The organism is Nonomuraea angiospora, from assembly GCF_014873145.1.
In the GTDB taxonomy this organism is placed as follows: Bacteria; Actinomycetota; Actinomycetes; order Streptosporangiales; family Streptosporangiaceae; genus Nonomuraea; species Nonomuraea angiospora.
Map to the genome: position 1 here is coordinate 7,764,398 of NZ_JADBEK010000001.1, position 26,695 is coordinate 7,791,092.

Annotated in this window: 23 protein-coding genes and 1 tRNA gene; 19 read left to right on the forward strand and 5 right to left on the reverse strand. The window is 71.0% G+C overall.

Annotated elements, in window-relative coordinates:
- Window positions 1–8 precede the first annotated feature (8 nt).
- The 5 genes from gyrA to H4W80_RS35405 all read left to right on the forward strand — a co-directional run bounded on the left by gyrA (window position 9) and on the right by H4W80_RS35405 (window position 6,931).
- The gene (gene gyrA / locus H4W80_RS35385; protein WP_192789041.1) at window positions 9–2,507 is read left to right on the forward strand and encodes a DNA gyrase subunit A; all 2,499 of its coding nucleotides are present in this window, start codon (window positions 9–11) and stop codon (window positions 2,505–2,507) included.
- A 3-nt stretch (window positions 2,508–2,510) separates the two neighbouring features.
- Window positions 2,511–3,278 carry a DUF3566 domain-containing protein gene (locus H4W80_RS61450; protein WP_225963836.1) on the forward strand — a complete coding sequence of 256 codons (768 nt, stop codon included), beginning with the start codon at window positions 2,511–2,513 and terminating at the stop codon, window positions 3,276–3,278.
- Window positions 3,279–3,405: 127 nt separating this feature from the next.
- A tRNA-Ile gene (locus H4W80_RS35395) sits at window positions 3,406–3,479 on the forward strand.
- 299 nt (window positions 3,480–3,778) lie between these two features.
- On the forward strand, window positions 3,779–6,031 hold the full coding sequence (locus H4W80_RS35400; RefSeq protein ID WP_192789042.1) for a glycoside hydrolase family 65 protein: 2,253 nt from the start codon (window positions 3,779–3,781) through the stop codon (window positions 6,029–6,031).
- 129 nt (window positions 6,032–6,160) lie between these two features.
- Window positions 6,161–6,931 (forward strand): hemerythrin domain-containing protein, encoded by a 771-nt coding sequence (locus H4W80_RS35405; RefSeq protein WP_192789043.1) that lies wholly within the window; start codon window positions 6,161–6,163, stop codon window positions 6,929–6,931.
- Window positions 6,932–6,997: 66 nt separating this feature from the next.
- Here H4W80_RS35405 and H4W80_RS35410 read toward each other — a convergent pair whose 3' ends face one another.
- On the reverse strand, window positions 6,998–7,375 hold the full coding sequence (locus tag H4W80_RS35410; RefSeq protein ID WP_192789044.1) for a MerR family transcriptional regulator: 378 nt from the start codon (window positions 7,373–7,375) through the stop codon (window positions 6,998–7,000).
- Between the two features lie 99 nt (window positions 7,376–7,474).
- On the opposite strand from H4W80_RS35410, the gene H4W80_RS35415 reads away from it, so the two are divergent.
- From H4W80_RS35415 to fdhF, 3 genes are all read left to right on the forward strand, one after another.
- Window positions 7,475–7,900, forward strand: a complete 426-nt coding sequence (locus tag H4W80_RS35415; RefSeq protein ID WP_192789045.1) for a hypothetical protein — start codon at window positions 7,475–7,477, stop codon at window positions 7,898–7,900.
- Between the two features lie 107 nt (window positions 7,901–8,007).
- On the forward strand, window positions 8,008–9,615 hold the full coding sequence (locus H4W80_RS35420; protein ID WP_318787633.1) for an NAD(P)H-dependent oxidoreductase subunit E: 1,608 nt from the start codon (window positions 8,008–8,010) through the stop codon (window positions 9,613–9,615).
- Window positions 9,612–12,305 (forward strand): formate dehydrogenase subunit alpha, encoded by a 2,694-nt coding sequence (gene fdhF / locus H4W80_RS35425; RefSeq protein WP_192789046.1) that lies wholly within the window; start codon window positions 9,612–9,614, stop codon window positions 12,303–12,305. Before H4W80_RS35420 ends, fdhF begins: the two co-directional genes overlap by 4 nt.
- A gap of 22 nt (window positions 12,306–12,327) precedes the next feature.
- Here fdhF and H4W80_RS35430 read toward each other — a convergent pair whose 3' ends face one another.
- Window positions 12,328–13,065, reverse strand: a complete 738-nt coding sequence (locus H4W80_RS35430; RefSeq protein ID WP_225963837.1) for a universal stress protein — start codon at window positions 13,063–13,065, stop codon at window positions 12,328–12,330.
- Between the two features lie 166 nt (window positions 13,066–13,231).
- Here H4W80_RS35430 and H4W80_RS35435 point away from each other — a divergent pair, with 166 nt between their 5' ends.
- From H4W80_RS35435 to H4W80_RS35485, 11 genes are all read left to right on the forward strand, one after another.
- Complete coding sequence (locus tag H4W80_RS35435; RefSeq protein WP_192789047.1) at window positions 13,232–15,826, forward strand: GNAT family N-acetyltransferase; 2,595 nt, start codon at window positions 13,232–13,234, stop codon at window positions 15,824–15,826.
- A gap of 97 nt (window positions 15,827–15,923) precedes the next feature.
- A complete protein-coding gene (locus H4W80_RS35440) occupies window positions 15,924–16,832 on the forward strand; it encodes a universal stress protein (protein WP_192789048.1) in 909 nt (302 codons plus the stop codon).
- 79 nt (window positions 16,833–16,911) lie between these two features.
- Window positions 16,912–17,346: a hypothetical protein gene (locus tag H4W80_RS35445; RefSeq protein WP_192789049.1), complete on the forward strand. Its 435-nt coding sequence runs from the start codon at window positions 16,912–16,914 to the stop codon at window positions 17,344–17,346.
- Between the two features lie 95 nt (window positions 17,347–17,441).
- Entirely contained in the window at window positions 17,442–18,221 is a 780-nt protein-coding gene (locus tag H4W80_RS35450) for a hypothetical protein (protein WP_192789050.1), read from the forward strand.
- Between the two features lie 34 nt (window positions 18,222–18,255).
- The gene (locus tag H4W80_RS35455; protein WP_192789051.1) at window positions 18,256–19,521 is read left to right on the forward strand and encodes a V-type ATPase 116kDa subunit family protein; all 1,266 of its coding nucleotides are present in this window, start codon (window positions 18,256–18,258) and stop codon (window positions 19,519–19,521) included.
- Window positions 19,506–19,847: an ATP synthase subunit C gene (locus H4W80_RS35460; protein ID WP_192789052.1), complete on the forward strand. Its 342-nt coding sequence runs from the start codon at window positions 19,506–19,508 to the stop codon at window positions 19,845–19,847. The genes H4W80_RS35455 and H4W80_RS35460 overlap by 16 nt, the downstream gene beginning before the upstream one ends.
- Window positions 19,848–19,853: 6 nt before the next feature.
- Window positions 19,854–20,066, forward strand: coding sequence for a V-type ATP synthase subunit F (locus H4W80_RS35465; protein ID WP_192789053.1), 213 nt, complete (start codon window positions 19,854–19,856; stop codon window positions 20,064–20,066).
- 5 nt (window positions 20,067–20,071) lie between these two features.
- A complete protein-coding gene (locus tag H4W80_RS35470) occupies window positions 20,072–20,575 on the forward strand; it encodes a V-type ATP synthase subunit E family protein (RefSeq protein WP_225965611.1) in 504 nt (167 codons plus the stop codon).
- Entirely contained in the window at window positions 20,563–22,239 is a 1,677-nt protein-coding gene (locus H4W80_RS35475; protein WP_192789055.1) for a V-type ATP synthase subunit A, read from the forward strand. Before H4W80_RS35470 ends, H4W80_RS35475 begins: the two co-directional genes overlap by 13 nt.
- Window positions 22,236–23,609, forward strand: coding sequence for a V-type ATP synthase subunit B (locus H4W80_RS35480; RefSeq protein ID WP_192789056.1), 1,374 nt, complete (start codon window positions 22,236–22,238; stop codon window positions 23,607–23,609). Before H4W80_RS35475 ends, H4W80_RS35480 begins: the two co-directional genes overlap by 4 nt.
- Window positions 23,606–24,247 carry a V-type ATP synthase subunit D gene (locus H4W80_RS35485; RefSeq protein WP_192789057.1) on the forward strand — a complete coding sequence of 214 codons (642 nt, stop codon included), beginning with the start codon at window positions 23,606–23,608 and terminating at the stop codon, window positions 24,245–24,247. The genes H4W80_RS35480 and H4W80_RS35485 overlap by 4 nt, the downstream gene beginning before the upstream one ends.
- 33 nt (window positions 24,248–24,280) lie before the next feature.
- Here H4W80_RS35485 and H4W80_RS35490 read toward each other — a convergent pair whose 3' ends face one another.
- From H4W80_RS35490 to H4W80_RS35500, 3 genes are all read right to left on the reverse strand, one after another.
- Window positions 24,281–24,958: a CBS domain-containing protein gene (locus H4W80_RS35490; RefSeq protein WP_192789058.1), complete on the reverse strand. Its 678-nt coding sequence runs from the start codon at window positions 24,956–24,958 to the stop codon at window positions 24,281–24,283.
- A 152-nt stretch (window positions 24,959–25,110) separates the two neighbouring features.
- On the reverse strand, window positions 25,111–25,536 hold the full coding sequence (locus H4W80_RS35495) for an Hsp20/alpha crystallin family protein (protein ID WP_192789059.1): 426 nt from the start codon (window positions 25,534–25,536) through the stop codon (window positions 25,111–25,113).
- Window positions 25,537–25,705: 169 nt separating this feature from the next.
- A complete protein-coding gene (locus tag H4W80_RS35500) occupies window positions 25,706–26,557 on the reverse strand; it encodes a universal stress protein (protein ID WP_192789060.1) in 852 nt (283 codons plus the stop codon).
- Between the last annotated feature and the right edge of the window lie 138 nt (window positions 26,558–26,695).

Sequence of the window (26,695 nt, forward strand, 5' to 3'; positions counted from 1 at the left end):
CATCACCTGTGACGGACGTGAACACCACTCCCCCGGCTGAGCGCATCGAGCCCGTGGACATCCAGTCCGAGATGCAGCGCAGTTACATGGACTACGCGATGTCGGTCATCGTGTCCAGAGCGCTGCCGGACGTCCGCGACGGTCTCAAGCCGGTGCACCGGCGAGTGCTCTACGCGATGTACGACGGTGGCTACCGTCCCGACCGCGGCTACTTCAAGTGCGCCCGCGTCGTCGGCGACGTGATGGGCACCTACCACCCCCACGGCGACACCTCGATCTACGACGCGCTGGTACGCCTGGCGCAGCCGTGGTCGCTGCGTTACCCGCTGGTCGACGGGCAGGGCAACTTCGGCTCGCCGGGCAACGACCCGGCGGCGGCGATGCGCTACACCGAGTGCAAGCTCGCGCCCATCGCCATGGAGATGCTGCGCGACATCGACAAGGACACCGTCGACTTCCGCCCCAACTACGACGGCAAGTCGCAGGAGCCCGACGTCCTGCCGGCGCGCTTCCCGCAGCTGCTGGTCAACGGCTCGGGCGGCATCGCCGTCGGCATGGCCACCAACATCCCGCCGCACAACCTGCGCGAGGTCGCCTCGGCGGTCAAGTGGGCCCTGGAAAATCCCGAGGCCGGCGACGAGGAGCTGCTCGAAGCGGCGATCAGGCTGGTCAAGGGGCCCGACTTCCCCACCAAGGCGCTGATCGTCGGGCGGCGGGGCATCGAGGACGCCTACCGCACCGGGCGCGGCTCGATCACCATGCGGGCCGTGGTCGAGGTCGAGGAGGACAAGGGGCGGCAGGCGCTCGTCGTCACGGAGCTGCCGTACCAGGTCAACCCCGACAACCTCGCCCTCAAGATCGCCGAGCTGGTGCGCGAGGGCAAGCTGACCGGCATCGCCGACGTACGCGACGAGAGCTCCTCGCGGGTCGGCCAGCGCCTGGTGATCGTGCTCAAGCGCGACGCGGTCGCCAAGGTCGTGCTCAACAACCTGTACAAGCACACCCAGCTCCAGGACACCTTCGGCGCCAACATGCTGGCGCTGGTCGACGGGGTGCCGCGCACGCTGCGGCTCGACCAGTTCATCCGGCACTACGTGGCCCACCAGATCGAGGTCATCGTCCGCCGGACGCGCTACCTCCTGCGCAAGGCCGAGGAGCGCGCCCACATCCTGCGCGGCCTGCTGAAGGCCCTTGAGCGGCTCGACGAGGTCATCGCCCTCATCCGGGCCTCGGAGTCCGCCTCGCACGCCCAGCAGGGCCTCATGGCGCTGCTGGAGATCGACGAGGTGCAGGCTCAGGCCATCCTCGACATGCAGCTGCGCAAGCTGGCCGCCCTGGAGCGGCAGGCCATCCAGGACGAGTACGACTCCCTGATGACGCAGATCGCCGAGTACAACGCGATCCTGGCCAGCGAGGCACGCCAGCGGGAGATCATCAACGAGGAGCTCGCCGAGATCGTCGGCCGCTACGGCGACGAGCGGCAGACCGAGATCATCGCCTACGACGGCGACATGTCGATCGAGGACCTCATCGCCGAGGACGAGATCGTCGTCACGATCACCCGGGGCGGTTACGCCAAGCGCACGCGTACCGACCTCTACCGGGCGCAGAAGCGCGGCGGCAAGGGCGTGCGCGGCGCCCAGCTGCGCCAGGACGACATCGTCGACCACTTCTTCGTCACCACGACGCATCACTGGCTGCTGTTCTTCACGAACAAGGGCCGGGTCTACCGGGTCAAGGCGTACGAGCTGCCCGACGCCGGGCGTGACGCGCGTGGCATGCATCTCGCGAACCTTTTGGCGATGCAGCCCGACGAAACAGTCATGGAGGTTCTCGACCTACGCGACTACGACGTCGCCCCCTACCTCGTCCTCGCCACCCGCAGCGGGCTGGTCAAGAAGACCCGCCTGTCCGAGTACGACTCCCCCAGGTCCGGTGGCCTGATCGCGATCAACCTGCGGGATGACGACGAGGTCATCGGAGCCCGCCTGGTCTCCGAGCAGGACGACCTGCTGCTGGTCTCCAAGGGAGCCCAGTCGATCAGGTTCACCGCTTCCGACGAGGCGCTGCGGCCCATGGGCCGCGCGACCAGCGGTGTGATCGGCATGAGGTTCCTCGATGGTGACGAACTTCTCGCCATGAATCGGCTCGCCGATGGTCAAGATGTGCTTATCGCCACGGAGGGTGGGTACGCAAAACGGACGCCAGTGGAGCAGTATCCAGTTCAAGGACGTGGCGGTAGGGGAGTGCTTACTGCGAAAATCGTGTCTTCCCGTGGCAAGCTGGTCGGTGCCGTCATGGTCAACCCAGAGGACGAGGTCTTCGCGATCACGTTCGCCGGCGGGGTGATCCGGACGAGTGCCGGTGAGATCAAGCAGTCCGGCCGCCAGACCATGGGAGTGCGATTGATGAATCTCGCTGAAGGCGACAGCGTGGTGGCCCTCGCCCGGAACGCGGAGTCGATGGAGACTTCGGTGGAAATTGAGGAAGACGGGGGAGGAGAGTAGTTCATGAGCGCCCAGGGTGGCACCGCCAGGACAAAGGCGGCTTCGGGTAACGGACAACAGCCGAAGAAGCCCAACGAAACCGAGATCTTCGGCGCGGTCGACGACGGCAAGGACACGTCGCCCGCGCAGGGCAAGCCAGGCCCGCCCAAGGAGGAGTCGCGGTCGACGGCCCCCGCGCCGTCACCCAAGCCCACGCCGTCCGCTCCCGGCCAGGGCCCCGGCCCTGTTCCCGGTCCTGGTCCCGGTCCTGGTCCCGGCCCCGTCTCCGGCCCGCAGGGGCCTCCGGAGGGCAACGACACGGTCCGCGTCCGTCCGTCGCTCGCCACCGAGGCCCCGCCCGCTCTCGAGCTGCCCAACAAGAAGAAGTCGTCGAACTCCTCGGGGTCCCGGCTCCCCCGCAAGGCCCACCTGGTCCTGCGCCGTGTCGAGCCGTGGTCGGCCATGAAGTTCAGCTTCGTGGTGTCCCTGGTCTGCTTCGTGGTGCTGTTCGTGGCGGTGGCCGTCCTGTACGGCGTGCTGTCGGCCCTGGGCGTGTTCGACTCGCTGGTCGACCTGGTCAACCAGCTCGGCCAGGGGGAGCAGGGGCAGAGCTCCATCCCCATCAACATCGCCTCCTGGTTCGAGCCGGTGCGCATTCTCGGCTACACGGCACTGATCGGCGCCGTGAACGTCGTACTGATCACCGCGCTCTCCACGCTGGGGGCGGTCATCTACAACATCGCCTCTGACCTGGTCGGAGGCGTCGAGGTGACCTTCAGCGAGGCCGAGTAGCCGTGGCGCTCGCGCCGGCCCCCGTGGCGGGGACGGCGCGAGCAGCACGCTGGAGGCGGTAAGCTTTTCCTCGTCCGAACAACCGGTTCGCCTCCGTCCTGCGGATGCGATAACGTTCGGTGTGCGCGGGGCTATAGCTCAGTCGGTTAGAGCGCTTCCCTGATAAGGAAGAGGTCCCAGGTTCAAGTCCTGGTAGCCCCACAGAGTTTCACCAGTCCAGAGGCTAGATCCCGTGATCGTGGATCTGGCCTCTTGATCGTTCGGCCGTCATTTGACCGGAGTGTTCGGTCCGTGCGGCGAGGCAGGATGCGCGAGATCCAGCCCGGCCAGGACCTCGACTTCGTCTGCGGTGCGGAGCGGCTGTCGACGCAGGCCATCCGGAGCATCTACCCACCGGAGAAGGAGCGCCTTGGCGTCCCCGCCATCGGCGTGCAGAGGCCCGTGGGGGGCGGGGCGTCCGGGGAGGGCTGGACAGGGCTTGCGCGGGTAGCGTCCTGGACATGGGCGGTATCGGCCCCGCCTGGGAGATCGTGTACGACGGCTTCGATCCCGGTCGAGAAGGGCTGAGAGAGGCGTTGTGCACGCTCGGCAACGGCAGGTTCGCCACCCGGGGCGCCACCCCGGACGGCGAGTCGCGCACGCCGGGCACGTACGTGGCGGGCTGCTACGACCGCCTCGACTCCGAGGTCGCCGGACGCACCGTGACCAACGAGGACATCGTCAACCTGCCCGACTGGCTGCCGCTGACGTTCGCCACCCCGGGAAGCGAGTGGTTCCGGCCCGAGCGGGCCGCGCTGCCGGCCTACCGGCATGAGCTCGACCTGTGGCATGGCGTGCTGGTGCGGGACCTGCGCTGGCGCGACGGCGAGGACCGGGTCACCCGGGTACGGCAGCGTCGCGTCGTGTCGATGGCGGACCCGTACCTGGCCGCCCTGGAGACCACGTTCACCGCAGAGAACTGGTCGGGGCCGATACGTGTGCGCGCCACCCTGGACGGCCGGGTGACCAACCGGGGCGTGGCCCGCTACCACGGCCTGCGCGGCGACCACCTCACCGGGCACGCCACCGGCTCCGACAACGACGTGGCCTGGCTGACGGCGAGCACCCGGAGCTCGCACATCACCGTGGGACTGGCCGCCAGGATCGACGCCGATGCACGTGGCGCGCAAGTATGTCCGGGCCTCGACCACGTCTCCTCCGAACATGTGCTCAACCTGGCTCGAGGCGATCCCGCTGCGCTCACCAAGATCGTGGCGTTGACAACCTCGCGCGACCCTGCCGGCCACGATCCTCTCTCGTCGGCGCTCGGCCGGGTATGCCACGCGCCATGCTTCGAGGAGCTCCTGGCCCGCCACGCGGCAGCGTGGGAGCGGTTGTGGGGGCGCGCCCGGCTCGACGTGAGCAGCGCCAGATTGTCCCAAGCCATCCACCTGCACATCTTCCACCTGCTCCAGACGCTCTCCCCGCACACCGCCGACCTCGACGTGGGCGTGCCCGCGCGCGGGCTGCACGGGGAGGCGTACCGGGGGCACGTGTTCTGGGACGAGCTGTTCGTGCAGCCGTGGCTGGCCCTGCGCTTCCCCGAGGTCTCGCTCGGCCTGCTGCGCTACCGCCGGCGGCGGCTGCCGGAGGCCAGGGCCGCGGCCAGGGCGGCCGGGCACGAGGGCGCGATGTTCCCGTGGCAGAGCGGCAGCGACGGCCGCGAGGAGACCCCGGCCCTCCACCTCAACCCCCTTTCCGGACGCTGGCTGCCCGACCACTCGCGCCTGCAGCGGCACGTCGGCCTGGCCGTCGCCTACAACGTGTGGCAGCACTACCTGGCCACCGGCTCCATGCCGGCGTGGTGCGCGGAGCTGCTGCTCGACATCGCCAGGTTCTTCGCCTCGCTGGCGGTGCTCCACGGCGACCGCTACGAGATCCGCGGCGTCATGGGACCCGACGAGTACCACGACGCCTACCCGGGCGCGGACGTGCCGGGGCTGGCCAACAACGCCTACACCAACGTCATGACCGCGTGGTTGCTCATGCGCGCCCGCGAGACCGCCGCGCTGGCGCCGGACCTGAGGCCCACGGCGGACGAGCTGGCCCGCTGGGACCACGTCAGCCGCCGCCTGCGGGTGGACTTCCACGACGGCGTGATCAGCCAGTTCACCGGGTACGGGGACCTGCTGGAGCTCGACTGGGAGCGCTACCGCGGCGTACGGCGGCTGGACCGGGCGCTGGAGGTCGACGGCGACGACGTCAACCGCTACAAGGCCTCCAAGCAGGCCGACACCCTCATGCTCTGCTACCTCCTGACCGCCGACGAGCTGACCAGCCTCCTGGAGCGGCTCGGCTACCCTGCCGAACCAGGGCTGATCCCCCGTACCGTCTCCTACTACCTGGCCCGCACCAGCCACGGCTCGACGCTCAGCGCGGTCGTGCACGCCTGGGTGCTGGCCCGCTCGAACAGGGCGCAGTCCTGGAGATTCTTCACCGAGGCCCTCTACAGCGACATCAAGGACGTCCAGGGCGGCACCACCGCGGAGGGCATCCACCTGGGCGCCATGGGCGGCACCCTCGACCTCCTGCAACGCTGCTACCTGGGCCTGGAGCTGCGGCCGGACGGGCTGAGGCTGGACCCGCTGCTGCCCGGCCGGCTCGGGGTGCTGTCCATGCCGATCCGCTACCACGGGCGCCAGATCTTCATCGACGCCGACCACCGCGAGGCACGTCTGAACGGCACCGCGCGCCGTACAGCCCCGCCAAGGTGACGAGCCGGGGTGAGCTGAGGCAAGCATTACCCGAATTGCCGCATCAGCTCATCGGGGGGCGGGCAGACACCTGGCGTGATGCGGTCACACTGGCCCGTATCGGACTGGTTCAGGGGGCCGGAGCTGAAGATGAGGAAACAGGCAAGCAGCGACCGCGAGACACCGATCGTGCGCCGCCGCGAGGTGCTCGGGTTGCCTGCCGCCCTGGCCTGCGGCTCGGCGGTGCTGACCGGTTGCGGCGCCGCTCAACAAGCCCCACAACAAGCCGCTCAACAAGCCGGCAACGCCGCAACGCCCACGCCTGCCCCCACTCCGGAGCAGATGCCGGTCACGCCACCGGAGGACCTCATGCGCGAGCACGGGGTTCTCAAACGCGTACTGCTGATCTATCGCGAGGGTATCCGGCGGATCAACGTCGGCGAGCAGGTCCCCGCGCAGCCGCTGCACGCCGGGGCAGGGATCATCCGCACCTTCATCGAGGAGTACCACGAGCAGCTCGAAGAGCGCTACGTCTTCCCGCGCCTGGTCAAGGCCGGCAAGTTGACCGACACCGTCCCGGTGCTCGTCCAGCAGCACCGGCGCGGACGCGTCCTGACCGGCCGCATCCTGGACGCCACCGCCAGACCCACCCCCCAGCAGGCCCGCCGCGACCTGGTCACGAACATGGCCGCCTTCATCCGCATGTACGAGCCACACGAGGCCCGCGAGGACACCGTGGTCTTCCCCGCCATGCGGGACGTCATCCCGCCCAAGGAATTCGCCGAGCTGGCCGAGACCTTCGAAGACGAGGAGCACCGCCGTTTCGGCGCAGCCGGCTTCACCGGCGTCGTCGGGCAGGTGGCCGACATCGAAAAGACGCTCGGCATCTACGATCTGAAGCAGTTCACGCCCCGCGTATGACGGTGGCCTTGGCGCCGGCCTTCATCCCGGCGGCCGTGTCCGGCGACCACCCGGTTCCCGGGCCTTTCACCCGCGCCAGGCTTGGGCGAACCGGCAGTGGCCGGTGCGGCAGTCTTCCAGGCTCTTCACGGCGGCACGCCGGGCTTCGGCCAGCTCGGCCATCTTCGCCTCGATCCGGTCCACCACCGCCTCCAGCCGCCACCGCTCGCTCTCGCAGGTCGTCCCGCCCGCATCGTGCGCGGCCAGCGCGTCGACCACCTCGTCCAGGGTGAAACCCAGCTCCTGCAGGCCCTTGGCGAAGCGGATCCTTTCCACCGCCGAGGGGTCGAAGATGCGATAACCCGACGGCCTGCGCTCGGCGGCGGGCAACACCCCGCGTCGCTCGTAGAAGCGCACCGTGTCCACGCTCACTCCGGCTTCGCCGGCCACCTGTCCGATCTTCACGCGGCTTCACCTCTTGACTCTGGAGTATGGTCCAGACTTTAGGGTTCGGGAGACGGCGTCACAAGACCGCAGGACGCCCCTTCGCGAAGGAGTCCCGCCATGGACATCCCGCCCGCCTCCACCCCCGTCGTCTGCGACATGACCGCTGCCCCCGACACCCCGAAGCAGCGCCTGGACGAGTACCGGCGCCTGTTCGGCCGGCACCTCGTCGGCCGGGAGAAGACCGCCGAGGGCATCCGCTTCCTGCTGCGCGCCGAGCCCGGCGTCGAAGCGCAGGTACGGGATCTGGCCGCCCGGGAAAGGGCGTGTTGCGCGTTCTTCGCCTTCGACGTCACCACCGACGGCGAGCACGTGCTCTGGGACTGGGCGGTCAGCGACAACGACGCCGCACGCGCCCTGCTGGAGGAGTTCTACCTCCTGCCCGACGCGGCCCCCCGAAGCTCCGGCGAGTTGGAAGAGCGCCTGGCTTCCCAGGGGCTGCACTTCATCACCGAACCGGACGGAACCGCAGGTAGGAGCAGGTGAGCGCGTGTCTGTTATCCGGGAAATGGGCAAGAAGAAATACGTGATGCGACCCTTTCGATGCATTTCGCGCCCTGGCTGAGCGGCGCGGGCGGCCAGGTGTCCGCCTGATCGAGGCTCTTGCCGGAGACGCCGAAGAGCAGAGGGAAGGGCCTGAAAGCTGGGCGCCGGAGGTGGCCAGGCGGTTCGGGCTGCCCGCGGCGGCGGGGCTGGGTCCGGCCACCTTCTACGCGGACCTGGCTGTCCCGCACGGGCGCCGCCATGTGCGGGTCTGTGCCGCGACCGCGTGCTTCGCGGCGCAGGCGGGCCGGCAGCTGCCTGCCATCCAGGACGTGCTCGGTGTCAAGGCCGATGACGCTCCGGACCGGGAAGCCGGCGTCTCCCTGCAGACGGTCCGCTGCCTCGGTTACTGCTACGCCGGGCCCGCCTGCCTGGACGGAGAGGTCCCCTGTACCGGGCCGGACGTCGTCGATCAGGTGGCCGGACGTACGCAACCGCACGCACCACCGATCCCGGCGTCCGACGCCACCGGGGACCCGGTCGTGCTGGCCGGGATCGTGGCAGGTGAAGCCGAGTGGCGGACCTGGGAGGAAACCGTCCGCCGCCGCTCGCCGGAGCTGGTCCGGTCCGAGGTCGCGGCCTCCGGGCTGCGTGGCCGGGGCGGAGCGGGCTTTCCCGTGGCGGCCAAGTGGGCGGCGGCGGGCGGCTCTCCGGACACGGTGGTGATCGCCAACGGCGACGAGGGCGATCCGGGCTCGTACGCCGACCGGTTGCTGATGGAGGCCGACCCGGCCCGCGTGCTGGAAGGGCTGGCGCTGGCCTGCTTCGCCTGCGGGGCTCGCCGTGGTCTGGTGCTGGTGCGTTCGGAATATCCCCGGGCGCTGGCGGCGATGCGGCAGGCCGTGGAGCAGGCCCGCGCGGACGGCCACCTCGGCCGGCGGGTGCACGGCAGCGACGTGGACCTGGACGTGGAGGTGGTGGCCGGCGCCGGCTCCTACGTCGCGGGTGAGGAGACGGCGCTGATCGCGGGGCTGGAGGGCGGTCGTGGCTGCGCGCGGGCGCGCCCGCCGTATCCGACCAGCCAGGGTCTGTGGGATGCGCCGACCGTGGTCAACAACGTCGAGACGCTGGCCGCGGTGCCGTGGATCGTCAGCCGCGGTGGCGAGGCGTACGCCCGTCGCGGCACGCCCGGCGAGACCGGTACGAAGCTGGTCTGCCTGTCGGAGCGGTTCGCCCGGCCCGGCTGCTATGAGGTCGAGCTCGGCGTGCCGGTGCGGTGGATCGTCACCGAGCTGGGCGGCGGCTTGAAGGAAGGGGCCGAGCTCGGTGTGCTGCAGGTCGGCGGCCCGCTGGGCGGCTTCCTCGCAGAAGAGGACCTTGACGTGCCGCTCACGGAGGCGGGGCTGGCGGGATACGGCGCCGCGCTGGGTCATGCCGGGTTGGTGGCCGTCGATCGGCGGCTGGAGCCGCTCGATGTGCTGCGGCACGTATGGGCCTTCGCCGCGGCGGAGAGTTGCGGAGCCTGCTCGCCGTGCCGGGTCGGCTCCCGTCGCGGGCTGGAGCAGGTCAGGTCCGGAGTTCCGCCCGGCGAGGCGTACACCGGCATGTTGAACGTGATGAGCGAGGCCAGTTTGTGTGCGTTCGGCCGCCGGCTGCCGCATGCGGTGCGGAGCCTGGTCCGCGCCTACGGGGATCGTCTGCGGGGGTGGGGCGGATGAGGGTCACGGTGGAGGGCGCCGTCGTCGATCTCCCGGAGGAGGTCTCGGTGCTGCGGGCGGTGCGGTCGGCGGGCCGTGATCTTCCCGCGCTCTGCCATGACGACCGGCTGACGCCCGTGGGCTCCTGCCGGGCCTGCCTGGTACGGCTCGACGGGCGAGTCGTGGCGGCCTGCGTGACGCCCGCGGTGGACGGCGCCCAGGTGAGCGTCGAGGAAGAGGACCTGCGCCGGTTGCGCCATGACGCCGTGGAGCTGATCGTCTCGGCGCTTCCGCCCCAGGCGCTGGAGGGGGATGGCGAGCTGGCCCGGGTGTGCCGGGCCCTGGGCATCGGACCGGAAGCCGCTCAAGGCGGTGCCGATCGGGGCCGGGACCACTCTCATCCGTTCGTCCAGCTCGACCGGGATCTGTGCATCGCCTGTGGCCGCTGCGTGCGGATGTGCGCCGAGGTCCAGGGCACGTTCGCGCTGACGCTGGTGGGGCGCGGCTCGGAGACGGTGGTCGCGCCCGGCACCGGTGGCCCCTGGGCGGAATCGGACTGCGTCGCGTGCGGTGGCTGCGTGGACACGTGCCCCACCGGCGCTCTCACCGAGCCGGGGTTGCCGCTCGGGACTCAGGTGGCCGCGCTCACCCGTACGCGTACCACCTGTGGATACTGCGGCGTCGGCTGCGCACTCGACGTTCTGACCCGCGACGGCGAGGTCGCCGCGGTGCGCCCGGCCAAGGACGGCCCGGTCAACCGGGGGCACGCGTGTGTGAAGGGCCGCTTCGCCCACGGGTTCCTGCGCTCTCCCGAGCGGATCACCCGGCCGCTGCTGCGCCGCCGTTCCGGGCTGGAGCCGGTGAGCTGGGACGAGGCGCTCGACCACATCGCCCGCGGGCTGCGGGCCGCGGTGGCCGAGGCGGGCCCCGACGCGGTGGCGGCGATCACCTCGGCCCGGGCCACCAACGAGGAGAACTACCTGATCCAGAAGTTCATGCGCGTCGTCATCGGCACCAACAGCGTCGACAACTGCTCGCGGCTGTGCCATTCCCCGTCCGCCGCCGGGCTGACGGCCGCGTTCGGCCTGTCCGGCGGCACCGACGCCTTGGAGGACGTGGAGCGCGCCGACTGCCTGCTCGTGGTGGGCGCGAACCCCGTCGAGGCGCACCCGGTCGTCGGGGCGCGGCTGCTGCAGCGGGTGCTGCGCGGCACGCGCCTGGTCGTCGCCGACCCGCGGGCCGTCGGGCTCGCGACCTACGCCGACGTGCACCTGCGGCCCCGCCCGGGGACCAACGTCGCCTTGTTCAACGGCCTGGCCAACGTGCTGCTCGCGCAGGGCCTGGTGGACGAGGAATTCCTGCGGCACCGCGCCAGGGGGTTGCCGGAGCTGACCGCGATCCTGGCCGGCTACCCGCCCGATCGGGTGGCCGAGGTCACCGGCGTGCCCGCGGCGGATCTGGTCGCGGCGGCACGCCTGTACGGGCTGGCCAAGCGGCCGGCCATCGTCTACGGGCTCGGCGTGACCGAGCACCTGCACGGCACCGACGGCGTGCGCACCCTGGCGAACCTGGCGATCCTGCGCGGCGCGGTCGGCACCGGCCACGGGTTCGGCGTGAACCCCCTCAGAGGGCAGAACAACGTCCAGGGCGCCTCCGACATGGGCGCCCTGCCCGACCTGCTCCCCGGCTACGCAAGGGTCACCGACCGCGTCGCGCGCGAGCGGGCCGAGCAGGTGTGGGGCACCCGGCTGCCGGACCACGACGGCCTGCGCATCCCGCAGATGTTCGCGGCGGCACGCACAGGGGCCCTGCGGGCCCTGTGGATCGTCGGGGAGGACGTGTGCGCCACCGACCCCGACACCAACCAGGTCGTCGAGGCCCTGAGGTCCTGCCCGCTGGTCATCAGCCAGGAGCTGTTCCTGTCCGAGACCGCTCGCCACGCCGACGTGGTCCTGCCCGCCGCGTCCTGGCTGGAGAAGGACGGCACCTTCGTCAACTTCGACCGGCGTTTCCAGCGCGTGCGGCCCGCTCTCGCCCCGCCCGGTCAGGCCCGTACGGACTTCGCCATCGTGCACGCGATCGCCGCCGCCTACGGCGCCGACCTGGGCTGCCCGACCCCCGCCGAGGCGCTGGCCGAATGCGGCCGGGTGGCGCCGATGTTCGCCGGGATCTCCCACCGGCGGCTGGATCGCGAAGGCGCCATCCCCTGGCCGTGCCCCGATCCCGAACATCCCGGAGAGGCCAAGCTCTACCTGGACCGATTCGCCACTCCGGACGGGCTCGCGCACCTGGCCGCCCGCCCCTACCTGCCGCCCGGCGAAAGCCCCGACGACGACTACCCCCTGGTCCTGATCACGGGCCGCCGGTGGGCGCACTACAACTCCGGCAACATGACCCGGCGCTCCGGCACCCTCGAACTCGACCCTTCGGATCACATTGACCTGCATCCCGCCGACGCCGCCCGGCACGCCGTCCGCGACGGCGACACAGTGCTGGTCGAAAGCCGGCACGGGCAGGCCACGTTCCCGGCACGGATCACCGAGGAGGTCACGCCGGGCCAGCTCTTCTGCACCTTCCACTTCTCCTCCAGCGGGGCGAACGCCCTCACCTCCGACCATGCCGACACCGTGACCTCATGCCCGGAGTACAAGGTCACCGCCGTGCGCCTGCGCGGCATCCCGGGTGGCTGTACCGCGGCGACCGGGCAGTGAGCGCGGTGCAGCACGCCGTGACTCACCTTTCGGACACCACCGCCACAGGGCATGGAGCGTGCTGGAGGAGTGAGTCCGCCGCGCCGAACCAGGCGGCGCGCCTGCGCCCGACGACCATGAGCGTCGCGTGATCGGGAGCCTCACCGGCCTGGACGCGGACTTCCGGGTGGCTCGCCGCCCACTCGGTCAGGTCCGCCGAGGCGGACACCGGCACCTGACGCAGGGCGGCCTCCCCGAACGCGAATTCCACGACGGAGGCATCCGGCTCCCTGTCGGCCACGACGATCGGTCCTGGATCCGTCGGCGCGGGGAGGGGACCCGGGCCGCGTACCACGATCACGGGGCGCTCGGCATGAGCGGCGACATATCCGGCCACCGAGCCGACGACGGCCCTGGGAAGCGCGCTCAGCCCGCGGGAGCCCACCACGACGAGCGTGGCATCGCCGGAAAGCTCGACCAGGCGCTGGGCCGCCGAGCCTTCGTACAGGTCGGTCTCGACCTGCACGCCCGAACTGGTCGAGCGGGCGCACTCGGCGCCGTGCCACAACACGTGATCGGCCGCCTTACGCAGGTGGGCCTTGGCCTCCTCCTCCGCGTCGCCGTACGGCCACTGCCAGGCGTGGGCGAGCGTCAGCGGCAGCTTGCGCAGCTCGGCCTCGTCCAGCGCCCAATCCAGGGCCTGCATCGCGAAGTCCGAGCCGTCGTAGCCGAGCACGATGTGGTCCATGTCCTCGGGCCCCTTCCACGGGCAGGGAGTCATCACCTTCAGTGTCGGAGCACTCCCGGAACCCGCCGTAGGGCCGGGCGACCCGGCCCGCCGGGACCTTGGTCCCCGGCCGGAAGGTCGTCCGGCACTGCCGGGCACGCCCGTCGTGCGGAAACGTCAGGTTCTGAAGGGCCAGAACTCGGCTGGACGGGAGCCCGGCATGCCTGATGAGGGATACGACGTGCTGCTGCGCGACGGTGGCATCGCTCATGTACGCCCGCTGCGCCCCGCCGACCGGGAGGGCCTGCACGAGCTGGTGGACCGCTCGTCCGAGCGCTCGGCCTACCTGAGGTTCTTCACCGGCGGCCGCAACACCGCCCACGCCTACATCGATCGCATCACCGGTGACGGCTACGACGGCCGCGCGCGGGTGGCCGGCCTGCACGGCCGGCTGGTCGCGATAGCCGAGTACATCCCCATGGAGGCCGGCCGCGCCGACCTGGGCATCCTTCTCGACGACGCCGTGCACGGGCACGGCCTCGGCACGCTGCTGCTGGAGCACCTCGCCGTGGACGCCGCCGAGCATGGCATCCGCGAGCTGGTGGCCGACGTGCTGGCCGAGAACCGGCCGATGATCCAGGTGCTGCGCGACCTGGGCCTGAAGGTGGAGCAGTCCTTCGAGGGCGGCACGCTGCACGTCAGCGTCGCCGCCGAGCCCACCCCCAGGCTGATGGCGGCCATCGAGGCCCGCGACCACGAGGCGGAGAGGGCTTCGCTGGCGCGGGTGCTGGCGCCCCGTTCGGTGGCGGTGATCGGTGCGAGCCGCGACGAGCACGCCATCGGGCACCAGGTGCTGCGCAACCTCATTGACGGCGGCTTCTGCGGGCCGATCCATCCCGTCAATCCGAACGCGAGCGAGATCGCCGGACTGGCCTGCCACCCCAAGGTGCCCGACGGTGTGGACCTGGCGGTCGTGGCGGTGCCCGCCCGGCAGGTGCTGGACGTGGCGCGTGACTGCGCGGCGGCCGGAGTGGCCGGGCTGGTGGTGCTGACGTCGGGGTTCGCCGAGGCCGGGCAGCGCGCGGCCGAGTCGGAGCTGCTGCGGGTGTGCCGTACGGCCGGGATGCGGCTGATCGGCCCGAACTGCCTGGGCGTGGTCAACACCGGAGCCTGGCTGAATGCCAGCTTCCTGCCGCACCGGCCGGTCCGTGGGTGCGTGGCGTTGATGTCGCAGTCCGGCGCCGTGGGCGCGGCGCTGCTGGACCGGCTGGACGTGTCGTCGTTCGTGTCGGTCGGCAACAAGGCCGACGTCAGCAGCAACGACCTGCTGGAGTACTGGGAGGACGACGACGACACCTGCGTGATCGCGCTGTATCTGGAGTCGTTCGGCAACCCGCGCAAGTTCGCCCGTATCGCCCGCCGGGTCGGCAAGCGCAAGCCGGTGCTGCTGGTCAAGAGCGGCCGCGGCGAGGCCGGCGGCCGGGCGGTGCGCTCGCACACCGCCGCCGCGGCCACTCCGGACGTGGCGGTGGACGCGCTCACCCGGGCCGCCGGCGTGATCCGGCTCGACAGCGTGCACGAGCTGATCGACGTCGCCAAGCTGCTGGCCGCTCAACCTCTGCCGACCGGTCGCCGCGTGGCCATCGTGGGCAATTCGGGTGGGCCGCAGGCGATGGCCGCCGACTCCTGCGAGGCCCACGGCCTGGTCGTTCCCGAGCTGCCGCCCGGGCTGTTGGAGGCTCGTGCGGCGGCCGCGCTGGGCAATCCGCTGGACTTGACCGCCGACGCCACCGCCGCCGAGATCGGCGCCGCCGTCGAGGTCCTTGCCGCCTCGTCCGCCGTCGACGCGGTCCTCGTCGTTTACACCCCGCCGTTCGGCGACGGCCTGGACGCGACCCGTCAGGCCATCGCGGACGCCACCAAGACGGCGGCCAAGACCGTGCTGACCTGCGTCGTCGGCCACGACGGCCTGATCGACGGCCGCGTACCGAGCTACGCCTTCCCCGAGCAGGCCGTCCAGGCGCTGGCCCACGTCGTGCGCTACGCCGAATGGCGCGGCCGCCCCGTCGAACCCGTCCCGGTGCCTCCGCCGGCAGACGAGAAGACCGCCAGGGAGATCGTCCAGGCGGAGTTGGCGGCGCACCCGGACGGTGGCTGGCTGTCACCCGCCGATGCCGCCCGGCTGCTCGGCTGCTACGGCGTGACCCCGGTGGAGTCCGTCGACGCGGACAGCCCTGAGGCCGCTGCCGGGGCGGCCTCCCGCGTCGGGCTGCCCGTGGTGCTCAAGGCCACCGGTCCCGTCCACAAGAGCGAGGTCGGCGGGGTCCGGCTCAACCTCCAGACCCTGGACGAGGTACGGCAGGCATATCACGACATGTTGGCACGGATAGGCGCGGACATGACGGGCGCGATCGTCCAGCACATGTTGTACGGAGGCGTGGAGATCATCGTGGGCGGCCTGAACTACCCGGTGTTCGGGCCGCTGGTCATGGTCGGCATGGGCGGCGTGCTGGCCGATCTGCTGGCCGACCGCGCCTTCCGGGTGCCGCCCGTCGTCGACGCCATCGCCATGATCAACGAGCTGCGCTGCGCCCCGCTGCTGCACGGCTACCGAGGTTCACCACCCGTCGACGTCACCGCCCTGGCCGATCAGGTCGTACGGATCAGCCGGCTGCTCGAAGACCTGCCGCAGGTGGCCGAACTCGACCTCAACCCGGTCATCGTCACGACGGAGGGCACGGCCACGGTGGACGCCCGGATCAGGGTGGCGCCCTGCGAAAAGCCGCCCTCACAGCTGCTGCGGCGGATGCGCTGATCAAAAGGCCATCTACTGGGCTTCCCGTTGATCCTCCTTTCCCAAGGTTTGGCCGTCTGCCGGGTCTCGTACGTCCTCGGTGGGAAAGGCGTTCACCATGTCGACGTGGTCCGAAACAGAGGTTCCTGTGGTCAGGGCGGAAGAGCGGGTCATCGTCGTCGGCTATGACGAATCGCCGGGCAGCGAGCAAGCGCTGCGCTGGGCGGTGGATGAAGCGCAATTGCGTCAGCTTCCTGTGGCGGTGTGCCATGCCTGGCATTGGCCTTATCTTCGGCGTCCCGTCGACAAGGAGGTTCTGGCCCAGTTGAGGGCCACCGGCGCCGCTGTGGTGGAGGAAGGCGTGCGTCACGCGCGAGAACTGGCGCCTGCTCTCGATGTCCGGCCCCTGTTGGGGAAGGGTGTGGCCACGGCGGTGCTCCTGCAGGCGGCGCGCAACGCGGAGCTGGCGGTGCTCGGATCTCGGGGGCAGGGCGGCTTCGAAGAACTGCGGGTGGGATCGGCGGCCGTGCAGGTGCCCGCGCACAGCGTCCGGCCTGTCGTCATCGTCGGTCCTGAAAACGTTCCGGTGAGGGAGGGCGGGGCGCGGATCGTGGTCGGCGCCGACGGATCTCCCGCTGGACAGAGCGCCCTGGAGTTCGCCTTCGAGGAGGCGGGGCTGCGTGGCGGCTCGGTGACGGTGGTGTGCTGCTGGCAGGATGCCGGTGATCTGTCCGGGCAGGACGGTCTGCCCTTCGTGGATCGCGGAGAGTTGCGGGTCAGCGCGGAAGCCTGCTTCCGTGATGCGGTCTCAGCGCTGATCTGCCGGCACCCGGATGTGCCGGTTACGACGGAGTTCGTAGCCGGGCGCCCCGAACGCGCCGTGATCGACGCGGCGCGGGACGCGACTCTGCTGGTGCTGGGCAGTCGTGGTGTCGGCTCGACGCCCACGACGCTGGTGGGGCCGGTCACCCAGGCCGCGCTCGCGGCGGCCGGATGTCCCGTCGCTGTGACACCACCCTCGTGCTGACGGAGCCTGGCAGACATTCGGCCGTGAACTGACCGACTTTTGGCTTTGCCGGGGGCATTACCCAAGGGGGAGGTGACTGATGGTCCGGCTGGCCGATTTCCTGGCACGATTTCGTCCCTCCGGCGTGCCCGGGGCAGCGGCGCCCGCAGGTGTCCCCGCCGACTATGTGGCCGACCAAGCAGAGGAACTGGCGCCGGTCTTCTCGGCACTCGCCGACAGCCAGGCCGCGTGCGCGAACGAGCGTGAAAACGCCCGGCGCCGTGCCGACCACATGCGGGCGCGCGCCCACGATCAGGCCGTGGCCATCGTCGCCGCGGCCCACGCTGAGGCGGATGCGGAGCGCGCACGGTCATCGGCCCTTGTCCGCCATGATCATGATCAGGCCGTCGCGGAGCTCCTGCGGGAGGCCTCAGCCGCCGCTGAGGGTGTCCGCAGGCGCTCGGCCGGCCGGATGCCGGAGATGGTGGCCCGGGTGACCGACATGGTCAGGTCCTTGGCCGACGATCGGCCATGACCGCTTCGTGGGTCGCGGGGGCGACACGTGCCAGGGCTCTCGTCCGGCGGAGGGCTGGGACGGCGGGTGCGCGGCGCATCGCGGCATGCGGTTCCGTGAGCGAGGCGGTCGCTCTGCTGGGTGACACGCCGTACGGACATGACGTGCGGCGCGGGCAAAGCCTGGCGGAGGCCCAGTGGGCGGTCCTGGCCACACTGCTGTGGCATCTGCGTGTGCTGGCCGGCTGGCTGCCTCGGGAGGGAGGCCAGATGGTCCGCGTGCTGGCCCGCTGGTTCGAGCTCGCCAACGCGGACGAGCTGATCTGCCGGCTCGCGGGAGGTGAGGCGGAGCCCGAGTTCGTCCTGGGCTCGCTGGGCACCGCGTGGGAGAGGCTGCGGCGGTGCGGATCCCTCGCCGAGGTACGGGCGGCCCTGGCCGCTTCCCCGTGGGGAGACCCGGGTGGTACGAGCCCCCGCGAGATCCAACTGGGCATGCGCCTGGCCTGGGCCGAACGGGTCGCCGGGACCGTTCCGCAGGCCAGGTCGTGGGCTTTGGGGGCGACAGCGCTGCTGCTCGCCCGTACGCATCTGGCAGAAGGTGAAAGGCCGGCCGAACGCTGCCGCGTGCTCGTCGGACAGGGCGCGCTCGACGCCTCGTCGATACGCGAGATGGCCGAGCGGCTTCCCACGGCGGCACGCTGGGTGCTCCACGAGATCGAGGATCCCCGCGAGCTGTGGCGAGGCGAGGAGCGCTGGTGGCAGCGCGTGGAAGACGAAGGGCGCGACCTCCTGGCCGGGGCGGGATTCACGGCAGGACCGGTCCTCGGCGCGGTCGCCGTCCTGGCGGCGGACGCCCGCCGGGTCCGCGCCGCCCTGGAACAGGCCGCATGGCGGTGACCGCGATGCGCTCACCCGATCGGGGACCGGCTCCATGAGCCGGCGAGAGGCGCTGCGGCCCGTCCGCATGGAGCGGGTGGCGATCGTCGCTCCGGCCCGCTCGCTGGACGACGTGCTGAGGATCGTGGGCGCGGCGGGGGTCGTCGAACTGGCCACACCCCCTGACGCACAGCTGCAGGCGGTCTCGAAGAGCGCCGTCGTCCGCGGTGAGGTGGCGGCGCTCGCCGGCTGGATGCCGGCCAAAGTCGTCTCCGAACTCGCGCGCCAGGTGGCGCCCGAGGGCGGGGCCGTGGTGCCGCTCGCCCGTCCCCGGGGCAAGGAGGCGCCGTCCCTGCTGCGCTCCGAAGGGCTGCGCGGCGACCTGGCCCCGCTCGTCAACACCTACGGGACGACGCCGTACGCCGACATTGACCCGACACCCCTGGCCGTCGGCGCGTACGTCCTGATGTTCGGCATGATGTTCGGCGACGTCGGGCACGGCCTGCTGCTGCTCGTCGCGGCGATCGGGCTGTATCGCAGGCGCCCGCGATGGTTGTCCCGCCTCCATCGGGCGTGGCCGTTCGCCGTCGGCGCGGGACTGGCGAGCATGCTCTTCGGCCTGCTCTACGGCGAGTTCTTCGGCCCCACGGGCGTCGTCCCCGTGCTCTGGGTCCGGCCGCTGGCCGACCCGATCGCCCTCCTCGCTGCCGCCCTCGCCGGTGGCGCGCTGCTGCTCGCGGTCGCCTACCTGCTGGGCGTCGTGAACCGGTGGCGGGAGGGCGGCTGGCCGGCCACCCTGTACTCCCCGGCGGGGGTGGCGGGTTCGGCGCTGTTCTTCGGGCTGGGGCTCGCCCTGCTCGGGTGGTACGCCAAGCTCGGCTGGCTGTCCGCCGCCGGCGGCGTGATCGCGGTGGTGGGCCTGATCCTGGCTTTCGTCGGGTTCTACGCCGAAGCGGGAGGCGGCGCGAGCGCGACCGCCCAGGCGATGATCCAGCTCTTCGACGCGGTCGTCCGGCTGGGCGCCAACATTGCCTCCTTCGCCCGCCTCGCCGCCTTCGGCCTCACCCACGCCGCCATCGGCTCGATCGTCTGGAGCGCGACCACCGGGCTGTGGGCCGCCACCCCCTTCGCTGCGGCGGCGATATTCCTGCTGGGCAACGTGCTGGCGCTGACGATCGAGGGGCTCGTGGCCGGTGTCCAGGCGCTGCGTCTGGAGTACTACGAGCTGTTCTCCAGGGTCTTCCAAGCCGAGGGACGGCCCTTCCGCCCCTGGCACCTGCCGCCGACGTCCAAGGAGGTCGCCCCATGTTCGTCTGGGTGAAACGAGGACTGCACGCGCTCAATGCGGTCATCGCGCTCGCCGCGGTCATCCTCCTCGTCTGCGCCGTGACGGCGGGCTCCGCTCAGGGGACGGCGACCGCCGACCCGGGCGGCGGCAACTGGGCGGCCCTGCTCGGCGCGGCCATCGCCGTCGCCAGCTCGGCGATCGGCGCGGGCATCGCCGTCGCCTACACCGGAGCGGCGGCGCTCGCCGCGATGAGCGAGCGACCCGAGCTGTTCGGGCGGGCCATCGTCATCGTCGGCCTGGCGGAAGGGATCGCCATCTACGGGCTCGTCATCGGCATCATCCTCATCGGACGGGCTTGACCTGCCATGGCGAACGTCGCCGTCATCGGTGAGACCGTCCGCGTGGCGGGCTTCCGGCTCGCCGGAGCGGTCGTCCTTCCTGCCGACACTCACGATGCCGCTCGTGCGGCCTGGGCCTCCCTCGGTGACGACGTCGCCGTGGTGATCCTCACCCCGGAGGCGGCCGAGGCCGTCGGCGAGAGGGCCGGGGAGAGAACGACGGTGGTGATGCCGCCGTGACGACCATGCGGGACGCGCTGGCACCGCTCGCCGCAGCCCTGTCCAGGCAGGCCGGGATCGACGCCCGGGCGATCGTCGCCGGAGCCGAGGAAGAGGCCGCCGAGCTGGTCGCCGCCGCCCGCCAGGAGGCCAGGACCATCCTCGCCGACGCCCGCGCCGACGGAGCCGCCCAGGCCAAGGCGGATGCGGTCACCGGACGGATCCACGCCGAGCGCCGGGCCCGCGGCATGGAACTCGCCGCTCAACGAGAGGCCCTGGACGAACTGCGCACCCGATCGGCCGCCGCGGTCAGGACCCTGCGTGACGACCCCTGCTACCCCAGGCTCCTCGACCGGCTGAGCGCCCTCGCCCGCGCCGCCGGAGGAACGGACCTGGTCGTCAAAGAGCAGCCCGACGGTGGCGTGCTGGCAGAGGGGCACGGACGGCGCGTCGACTGCACGCTCAGCGCGCTGGCCGCACGAGCCGTGGACGCGCTCGGAGCGGAGGTGGAGCGGCTGTGGGCACCGTGACCCGGGTCAACGGGCCCTTGGTCGAGGTCGAGGGTCTCGCCGGCGCGGCCATGTTCGAGCTGGTCCTGCTCGGACCCCACAAGCTGCTGGGTGAGATCGTCACGCTGGGAGGCGGCCGCGCCACGGCGCAGGCGTACGAGTACACCGGAGGGCTGGCTCCAGGCGATCCCGCCGAGCGCGGCGGATCTCCCGTCTCGGCTCTGCTGGGGCCGCACCTGCTCGGCGGGGTGTTCGACGGGCTGCTCCGGCCGCTCACCGGCGCGGGCCCCTGGCTGGACCCGGCCGTGCCCGCGCGCGCATCCGTCGCCCGCTCGTGGCGGTTCACGCCGCTGGTCGAGCAGGGACGGAAGGCGGCGCCGGGCACGGCCATCGGGCGGGTCGAAGGTGCGGGCTCGCTGGCCTACCTGGTCCTGTCGCCGGGAGGCGAGGTCTCCGCCATCCGGCGGGCGGGCCGCTATCCTCACGACGCCTCGGTCGCGGTCGTCGGCGGGACCGAGGTCCGGCTGACCCGCCGCCGGCCGGTGCGCCAGCCACTGCCGTACGCGTCGCGGCTGGACGAGACCGTGCCGCTCGTCACGGGGCAGCGGGTCATCGACCTGCTCCTGCCGGTGTGCCTCGGGGGCACCGCGGCCGTGCCCGGCGGCTTCGGCACGGGCAAGACCGTGCTCCTCCAGCAGATCGCCAAGTGGTGCGACGCCGACGTGGTGATCTACATCGGCTGCGGGGAACGCGGCAACGAGATGGCGGACATCGTGGCCGAGCTGGCCGAGCTGCCGGACCCGCGTACCGGCGGGCGGCTCTCCGACCGGACCGTCGTGATCGCCAACACCTCCAACATGCCGATGATGGCGCGCGAGACCTGCATCTACACGGGTGTCACGGTCGCCGAGCATTTTCGCGACATGGGCTACGCCGCGGTGGTCATCGCCGACTCGACCTCACGCTGGGCCGAGGCGCGCCGGGAATTCGCCTCCCGCAGCGGGACCCTCCCCGCCGAGGAGGGCTACCCGGCGGACCTCGCCTCCGCCCTGGCCGCGTTCTACGAGCGCGCCGGTCGGGTCGTCACGCTGGGCGGTGCCACCGGATCGGTGACGATCATCGGGGCCGTCTCGCCCCCGGGCGGCGATCTGACCGAACCCGTCACCGCGCACACGGAGCGGTTCGTGCGAACGCTGTGGGCCCTGGACCGCGACCTCGCCTACGCACGCCACTACCCGGCGATCTCCTGGCGCGAATCCTTCTCCCGCGACGCCGACGCCCTGGCACAAGGCGCTCCCGACAATGCGACCCGCCGCGTGCGCGTGGCCGGCCTGCTGGCCGAGGCCGACCGGCTGGCCGCGCTGGCCGAGCTCGTGGGGGCGGGCGCTCTGCCCGCCCATGAGCGAATCGGCCTGCTGGCCGGGCGTCTGCTGCGGGAGGGCTTCCTGCGGCAGAGCTCGCTGAGCAGGCTGGACGCGTACTGCCGGCCCGAACGGACCGCCCTCATCGCCGACGCGCTCCTGGCGATCCTGGCGCTCTGCCAGGACCTGGTCGAGCACGGCGTGCCTGCCGCCGCGGTCGAAGATCGCGACTTCTCTGCCATCCTGCGTGCCAAGGAGGCGCCGGAGGAGGAGATCGCGGCACGGCGCGACACCGTGCTGAACGATCTGGAGGCGCCGCGGTGACGACGTGGGCTCCGATCGAATACACCGGCGTGGCGGAGCTACGCGGGCCCCTCATCGTCGTCCAGGGAATCCAGAACGTCGGCTGGGACGAGTACGCCACGATCGTGCTGGAGTCCGGCGAGCGCAGGCACGGCCTCGTCCTGGACGTCGACCGCGACCTCGCCGTCGTCCAGGTCCTCGAGGGCACCGCAGGACTCAGGGCGGAGACGACACGGGTCACTTTCACCGGAAGCCCGCTGCGCATTCCGGTCGGCGCCGGATGGCAGGGACGCGTCTGCAACGGGCGCGGCGGGCCACTGGACGGCGGTCCCCCGATCTTCGGCGACGACAGTGCCCTGGTGGCCGGCTTCCCGATGAATCCCACGGTACGAGAACCTCCCGCCGAACCCGTGATCACCGGAGTCTCCGCCATCGACGCGCTGACCACCCTGGTCCGCGGCCAGAAACTGGCCGTCTTCGCCGAAAGCGGCCTGCCCCACCTGGAGCTCGCCGCCCAGGTGGCCGCCCAGGCCCACACCGGCGGCGAGCCGTTCAGCGTCATCTTCGCCGCCATGGGACTGACCCATGGCGACGCGGGGACGGTGCGCGACATCCTGGAGCGGCGTTCGTCGGCCGCGGAGCTGACGCTGCTGCTCAACCTCGCCGGCGACCCCGTGATCGAACGGCTGCTCACGCCCCGGATCGCGCTGACCGTGGCCGAGCATCTGGCGTTCGTCCTGCGGCGTCACGTCCTCGTCGTGCTGGCCGACATGACGAGCTACTGCGAAGCCCTCCGCGAGGTCTCCGCCGCCCGTGGCGAGATTCCGGCCCGCCGGGCCTACCCCGGCTACCTCTACAGCGATCTGGCCTCCGTCTACGAGCGGTGCGGCCGCATCCGGGGACATCCCGGCTCCGTCACCGTCCTGCCGGTGCTGAGCATGCCCGCCGGAGACATCACCCATCCCGTGCCCGACCTCACCGGATACATCACCGAAGGCCAGATCCTGCTGAGCCGCGAGGTGACCTCGTACCCGCACATCGATCCGCTGTCGTCCCTGTCCCGCATGATGCGCGCGGGCGTCGGAGCGGGACGGACCCGGCCCGAGCACCTGGACCTCGCCGCGCAGATCCAGGCGGGCCTGTCCCGCGCCCGGCAGGCCGGTGAACTCGCCGACCTGGTGGGGGAGAGCGCGCTGAGTCCGGCCGACCGCCGCTACCTGGCCATGGCTGAGACCTTCCGGACGCGCCTGCTGGCCCAGCGGCCCGACGAGGCCCGCACCCTGGAGGAGACCTTCGAGCGGGCCTGGCACGTGGTCTCCGCGCTGCCGCGAAGCGAACTGTCGATGCTCAGCGAGGAAGCGCTGGAAGCCGGATACAGGGGAGCGCCATGAGACTGCGGATCCCTCCTGGCCGGGCGGGGCGGATGTGGCTCCGTCGTCGCCTGACCTCGGTCCGGCACGGACTCGACGTACTCGACAGGAAGCTGCGGATACTGCGGCGCGAACAGGACCGGCTCGCTCGGAATGCGGCACGGACCCAGGCTGAGTGGACCGCGGCATGCCGGGCCGCCGACGAATGGCTCCTCCGAGTGACCCGCCTCGGCGGCCGGCGGGCCGTGCGCCTCGCGGCCGACGGCCGCCTCGCCGACGTCCACGTGTACTGGGCCGACGCCATGGGAACCAGCTATCCGGCCAGGGTCTCCTGCGCGCTTCCTGACCTCGACGCGGCGGCTCCCCTCCCGATCACCACCGCTCTCGTTCCGGCCAGGCACGCCTACCGCGCCGCCTTGCGCGCAGGGCTGGAACACGCGATCGCCGCGGAGGCCGCACGAATCATGACGGCCGAGGTCGCTTTGACGAACCGTAGGATCCGCGCCCTGAAAGATCGCCTCCTTCCCCTGCTGGAGGAGGCGCTGGCCGCCGTCGAACTGTCGCTGGACGAGACGGAGCGAGCCGACATCGACCGCGTACGCCGTATCAGCGGCTCCAGACCGCAGCCGGCGGACCGGCTGAACAGCGACCGGCAATGATGCGGCGCCGGCCTCCCTGCTGTTCCTCGGCTATCAGGCCTGCCACGCGGAGTCGTCGATCTTCCAGGCCAGTTCGTCTGCCACGCTGACGACGCCGTTGACGCCTCCGACCACGCGGACGGCAATGGCGGCCTCGGCGCGGCGTTCCATCCGGCCGGACAACGTGACCACACCCTCGTTCACCGAGACGGTCACACCGGAGGTGTCGAACCACAGGGTGCGGCCGAGGATGTCGTCGCGAACCTCGGCGGCGATCTCCTCGTCACCACGCAGGAACAGCTTGACGAGGTCGCAGCGGCTGACGATGCCCTGCAGTCGGCCGTTGTAGTCGATGACCGGCAGTCGTTTGACACCGTGGGCGTCCATGATGCGGGCGGCCACCACAGCCGACGCCTCAAGAGGGACGGTGACGGCGGGACTGGTCATCAGGTTGGAGGCGGTGTCGCCCTCGGCCTTCTTGCGGCTCTTGTGGTGGCGCAGCCAGGTACGCAGCGGCGGGCGGTAACCCTCAGGGTAGAACTGCTCGCGAAACTCCTCTTTGCACATCAGGTCGGCTTCGGAGACCACGCCGATCACGTGGTTGTCGTCGTCCAGAACAGGAACGGCGCTGACGCCGTTGCTGACGAGCGTTTCCGCGACTGCCTTGAACGGGGTGGTGGCGGTGACGGAGACGACCTTGCTCGTCATCACGTCCTCAACGGTCATGCCCATGGCCGGCCGGCTCCTTCCTGCTCTTTCCGGTTGCTTTCATCACAGCTCCAGGCGAAGGCCGGGAAACAGGGCCGGAAGTCCCGAGAGGCGGTGACCATCGCGACGCTCTGAGTCCCCTCCGGGACTTTCGACCCGACTGAGCCCTGGGCTGATCACTCCTTCGGCTGGATGACGCCCTGGATGGGGATGTGCCGTCCCTCCGGCCTCCTTTCGGCCAGCTTCACGCTCACTTCGAGGATCCCCTGGTCGTAGACGGCCTTGACGTCGTTCTCGTCCGCTCCCTGAGGCAGCGAGATGGAGCGGGTGAAGGACCCGTACCGGAATTCGGTGCGGTACTGCTCCCTGTGCTCCTCGCGCCGCTCCGCGTGGATGGTAAGAACCCCGTTGGTCAGGTCGATCTCGACGTCCTTCTCGGGGTCTATGCCTGGCAGTTCGACGCGGAGGACGTACCTGCCGTCCTTGATGTAGTCCTCGAACCGCATGGACTGCCAGGTGTGCGGTCGCATAGTCGCCAGCGGCTCTTCGAACCAGTCGAGCAGATCGGGTAGGAAGCGCTCCCTGCGCATCAGCGTGTCCATGGATACCTCCATATCCTTTCGGGTGCTATATGGGTATTAATCCCATTTGTGGAGGCTTTGGTGCAGAGGCGGAGGTCCTGGGCGCCGGGGTCTTTCGGCCCGCCGTGTCGCCGTATGTCGGAAGGACGATCCCGTGATGATCGTTCGCTGCCTTCGACCATGCGCGCGGTCAGCGGCCAGGTTGATCGTCACCGCGGCGGCGGACCACGGCGACCGGGCAGTGAGCGTGGTGCAGCACGCCGTGGCTGACGGAGCCGAGCACCGCTATCCCACGCCCGCGAGTGCCCACCACGAGCAGGTCCGCGTCTTTGGACGCCTCAGTGAGCGCCGCGACCGGATGCACGGAGGTGATGTCCACGAACGCGTCGACCTCAGGGTGTCTGGCCCGCCAAGGGGTGAGCCGGTCGTGGACGAAGTCGTACTGGGCTCGTTGTAGCCGGTCCAAGTCGAGCGAGACCGCGTGAATGGGGACGGAGTAGGCGTAGAGGACGCGCAGCGGCACTCCGCGCAGGGCCGCTTCGGCGAAGGCGTGCGCCAGGGCGGGTTCGGAGGAGTCGGTCTCGTCCAGACCTACCACGAGCCGCCGACGATCAGCCTCGGCCGAGCGTACGACGACGACCGTGCCGTGGGCGTGGCCCGCCAACCGCAGGCTCACCGAGCCGAGCAACGCGCTGGCGAATCTGCTCCGTCCGCGCGAGCCGACCACCAGTTCGGCGGCCGGCTCCGCCTGCGCCCGCAGCTCCGCGACCGGCGATCCGATCTTCACCTTGGTGGCGACCTCGATGCCGGGCCAGCGGGCCATGACAGTTTTGGCCTTCTTCTCCAGCATCGCCTCGGCGGCCTCCCTGAGGCTCTCCAGCAGGCCGGGGATCGGGAAACGCGGAAGTTCGTAGGAGCCGCGTTCGATCACATGCACGAGCTCAAGCCGGAGCCCTTTGCGTACGGCGTCGGCAGCAGCCCACGCGATGGCGGTATCGGCGCCCGGCGAGTCGTCAGTCCCCACGACGATGACGTCGTTCATGGTTGCGCCTTTCGCTTGAGGACGTCGTACGGAGCCTCTGCCCGAAGCGTGGCAAAACCACGGCAAAGATCCTCAAGGCCGAGTGGTCCAAGGGCCTGCGGAGGCCGGGACATATGCCCCTGTTGTGAACCGGTGTCG

Coding starts and splice junctions, on each gene's coding strand:
- H4W80_RS35445 (WP_192789049.1), top strand. CDS start 16,912: ATGGTCCGGCTGGCCGATTTCCTGGCACGATTTCGTCCCTCCGGCGTG.
- H4W80_RS35490 (WP_192789058.1), bottom strand. CDS start 24,958: ATGGGCATGACCGTTGAGGACGTGATGACGAGCAAGGTCGTCTCCGTC.
- H4W80_RS35485 (WP_192789057.1), top strand. CDS start 23,606: ATGAGACTGCGGATCCCTCCTGGCCGGGCGGGGCGGATGTGGCTCCGT.
- H4W80_RS35405 (WP_192789043.1), top strand. CDS start 6,161: ATGAGGAAACAGGCAAGCAGCGACCGCGAGACACCGATCGTGCGCCGC.
- H4W80_RS35470 (WP_225965611.1), top strand. CDS start 20,072: ATGCGGGACGCGCTGGCACCGCTCGCCGCAGCCCTGTCCAGGCAGGCC.
- H4W80_RS35495 (WP_192789059.1), bottom strand. CDS start 25,536: ATGGACACGCTGATGCGCAGGGAGCGCTTCCTACCCGATCTGCTCGAC.
- H4W80_RS35460 (WP_192789052.1), top strand. CDS start 19,506: ATGTTCGTCTGGGTGAAACGAGGACTGCACGCGCTCAATGCGGTCATC.
- H4W80_RS35400 (WP_192789042.1), top strand. CDS start 3,779: ATGGGCGGTATCGGCCCCGCCTGGGAGATCGTGTACGACGGCTTCGAT.
- H4W80_RS35435 (WP_192789047.1), top strand. CDS start 13,232: ATGCCTGATGAGGGATACGACGTGCTGCTGCGCGACGGTGGCATCGCT.
- H4W80_RS35430 (WP_225963837.1), bottom strand. CDS start 13,065: ATGACTCCCTGCCCGTGGAAGGGGCCCGAGGACATGGACCACATCGTG.
- fdhF (WP_192789046.1), top strand. CDS start 9,612: ATGAGGGTCACGGTGGAGGGCGCCGTCGTCGATCTCCCGGAGGAGGTC.
- H4W80_RS61450 (WP_225963836.1), top strand. CDS start 2,511: ATGAGCGCCCAGGGTGGCACCGCCAGGACAAAGGCGGCTTCGGGTAAC.
- H4W80_RS35455 (WP_192789051.1), top strand. CDS start 18,256: ATGAGCCGGCGAGAGGCGCTGCGGCCCGTCCGCATGGAGCGGGTGGCG.
- H4W80_RS35440 (WP_192789048.1), top strand. CDS start 15,924: ATGTCGACGTGGTCCGAAACAGAGGTTCCTGTGGTCAGGGCGGAAGAG.
- H4W80_RS35465 (WP_192789053.1), top strand. CDS start 19,854: ATGGCGAACGTCGCCGTCATCGGTGAGACCGTCCGCGTGGCGGGCTTC.
- H4W80_RS35415 (WP_192789045.1), top strand. CDS start 7,475: ATGGACATCCCGCCCGCCTCCACCCCCGTCGTCTGCGACATGACCGCT.
- H4W80_RS35500 (WP_192789060.1), bottom strand. CDS start 26,557: ATGAACGACGTCATCGTCGTGGGGACTGACGACTCGCCGGGCGCCGAT.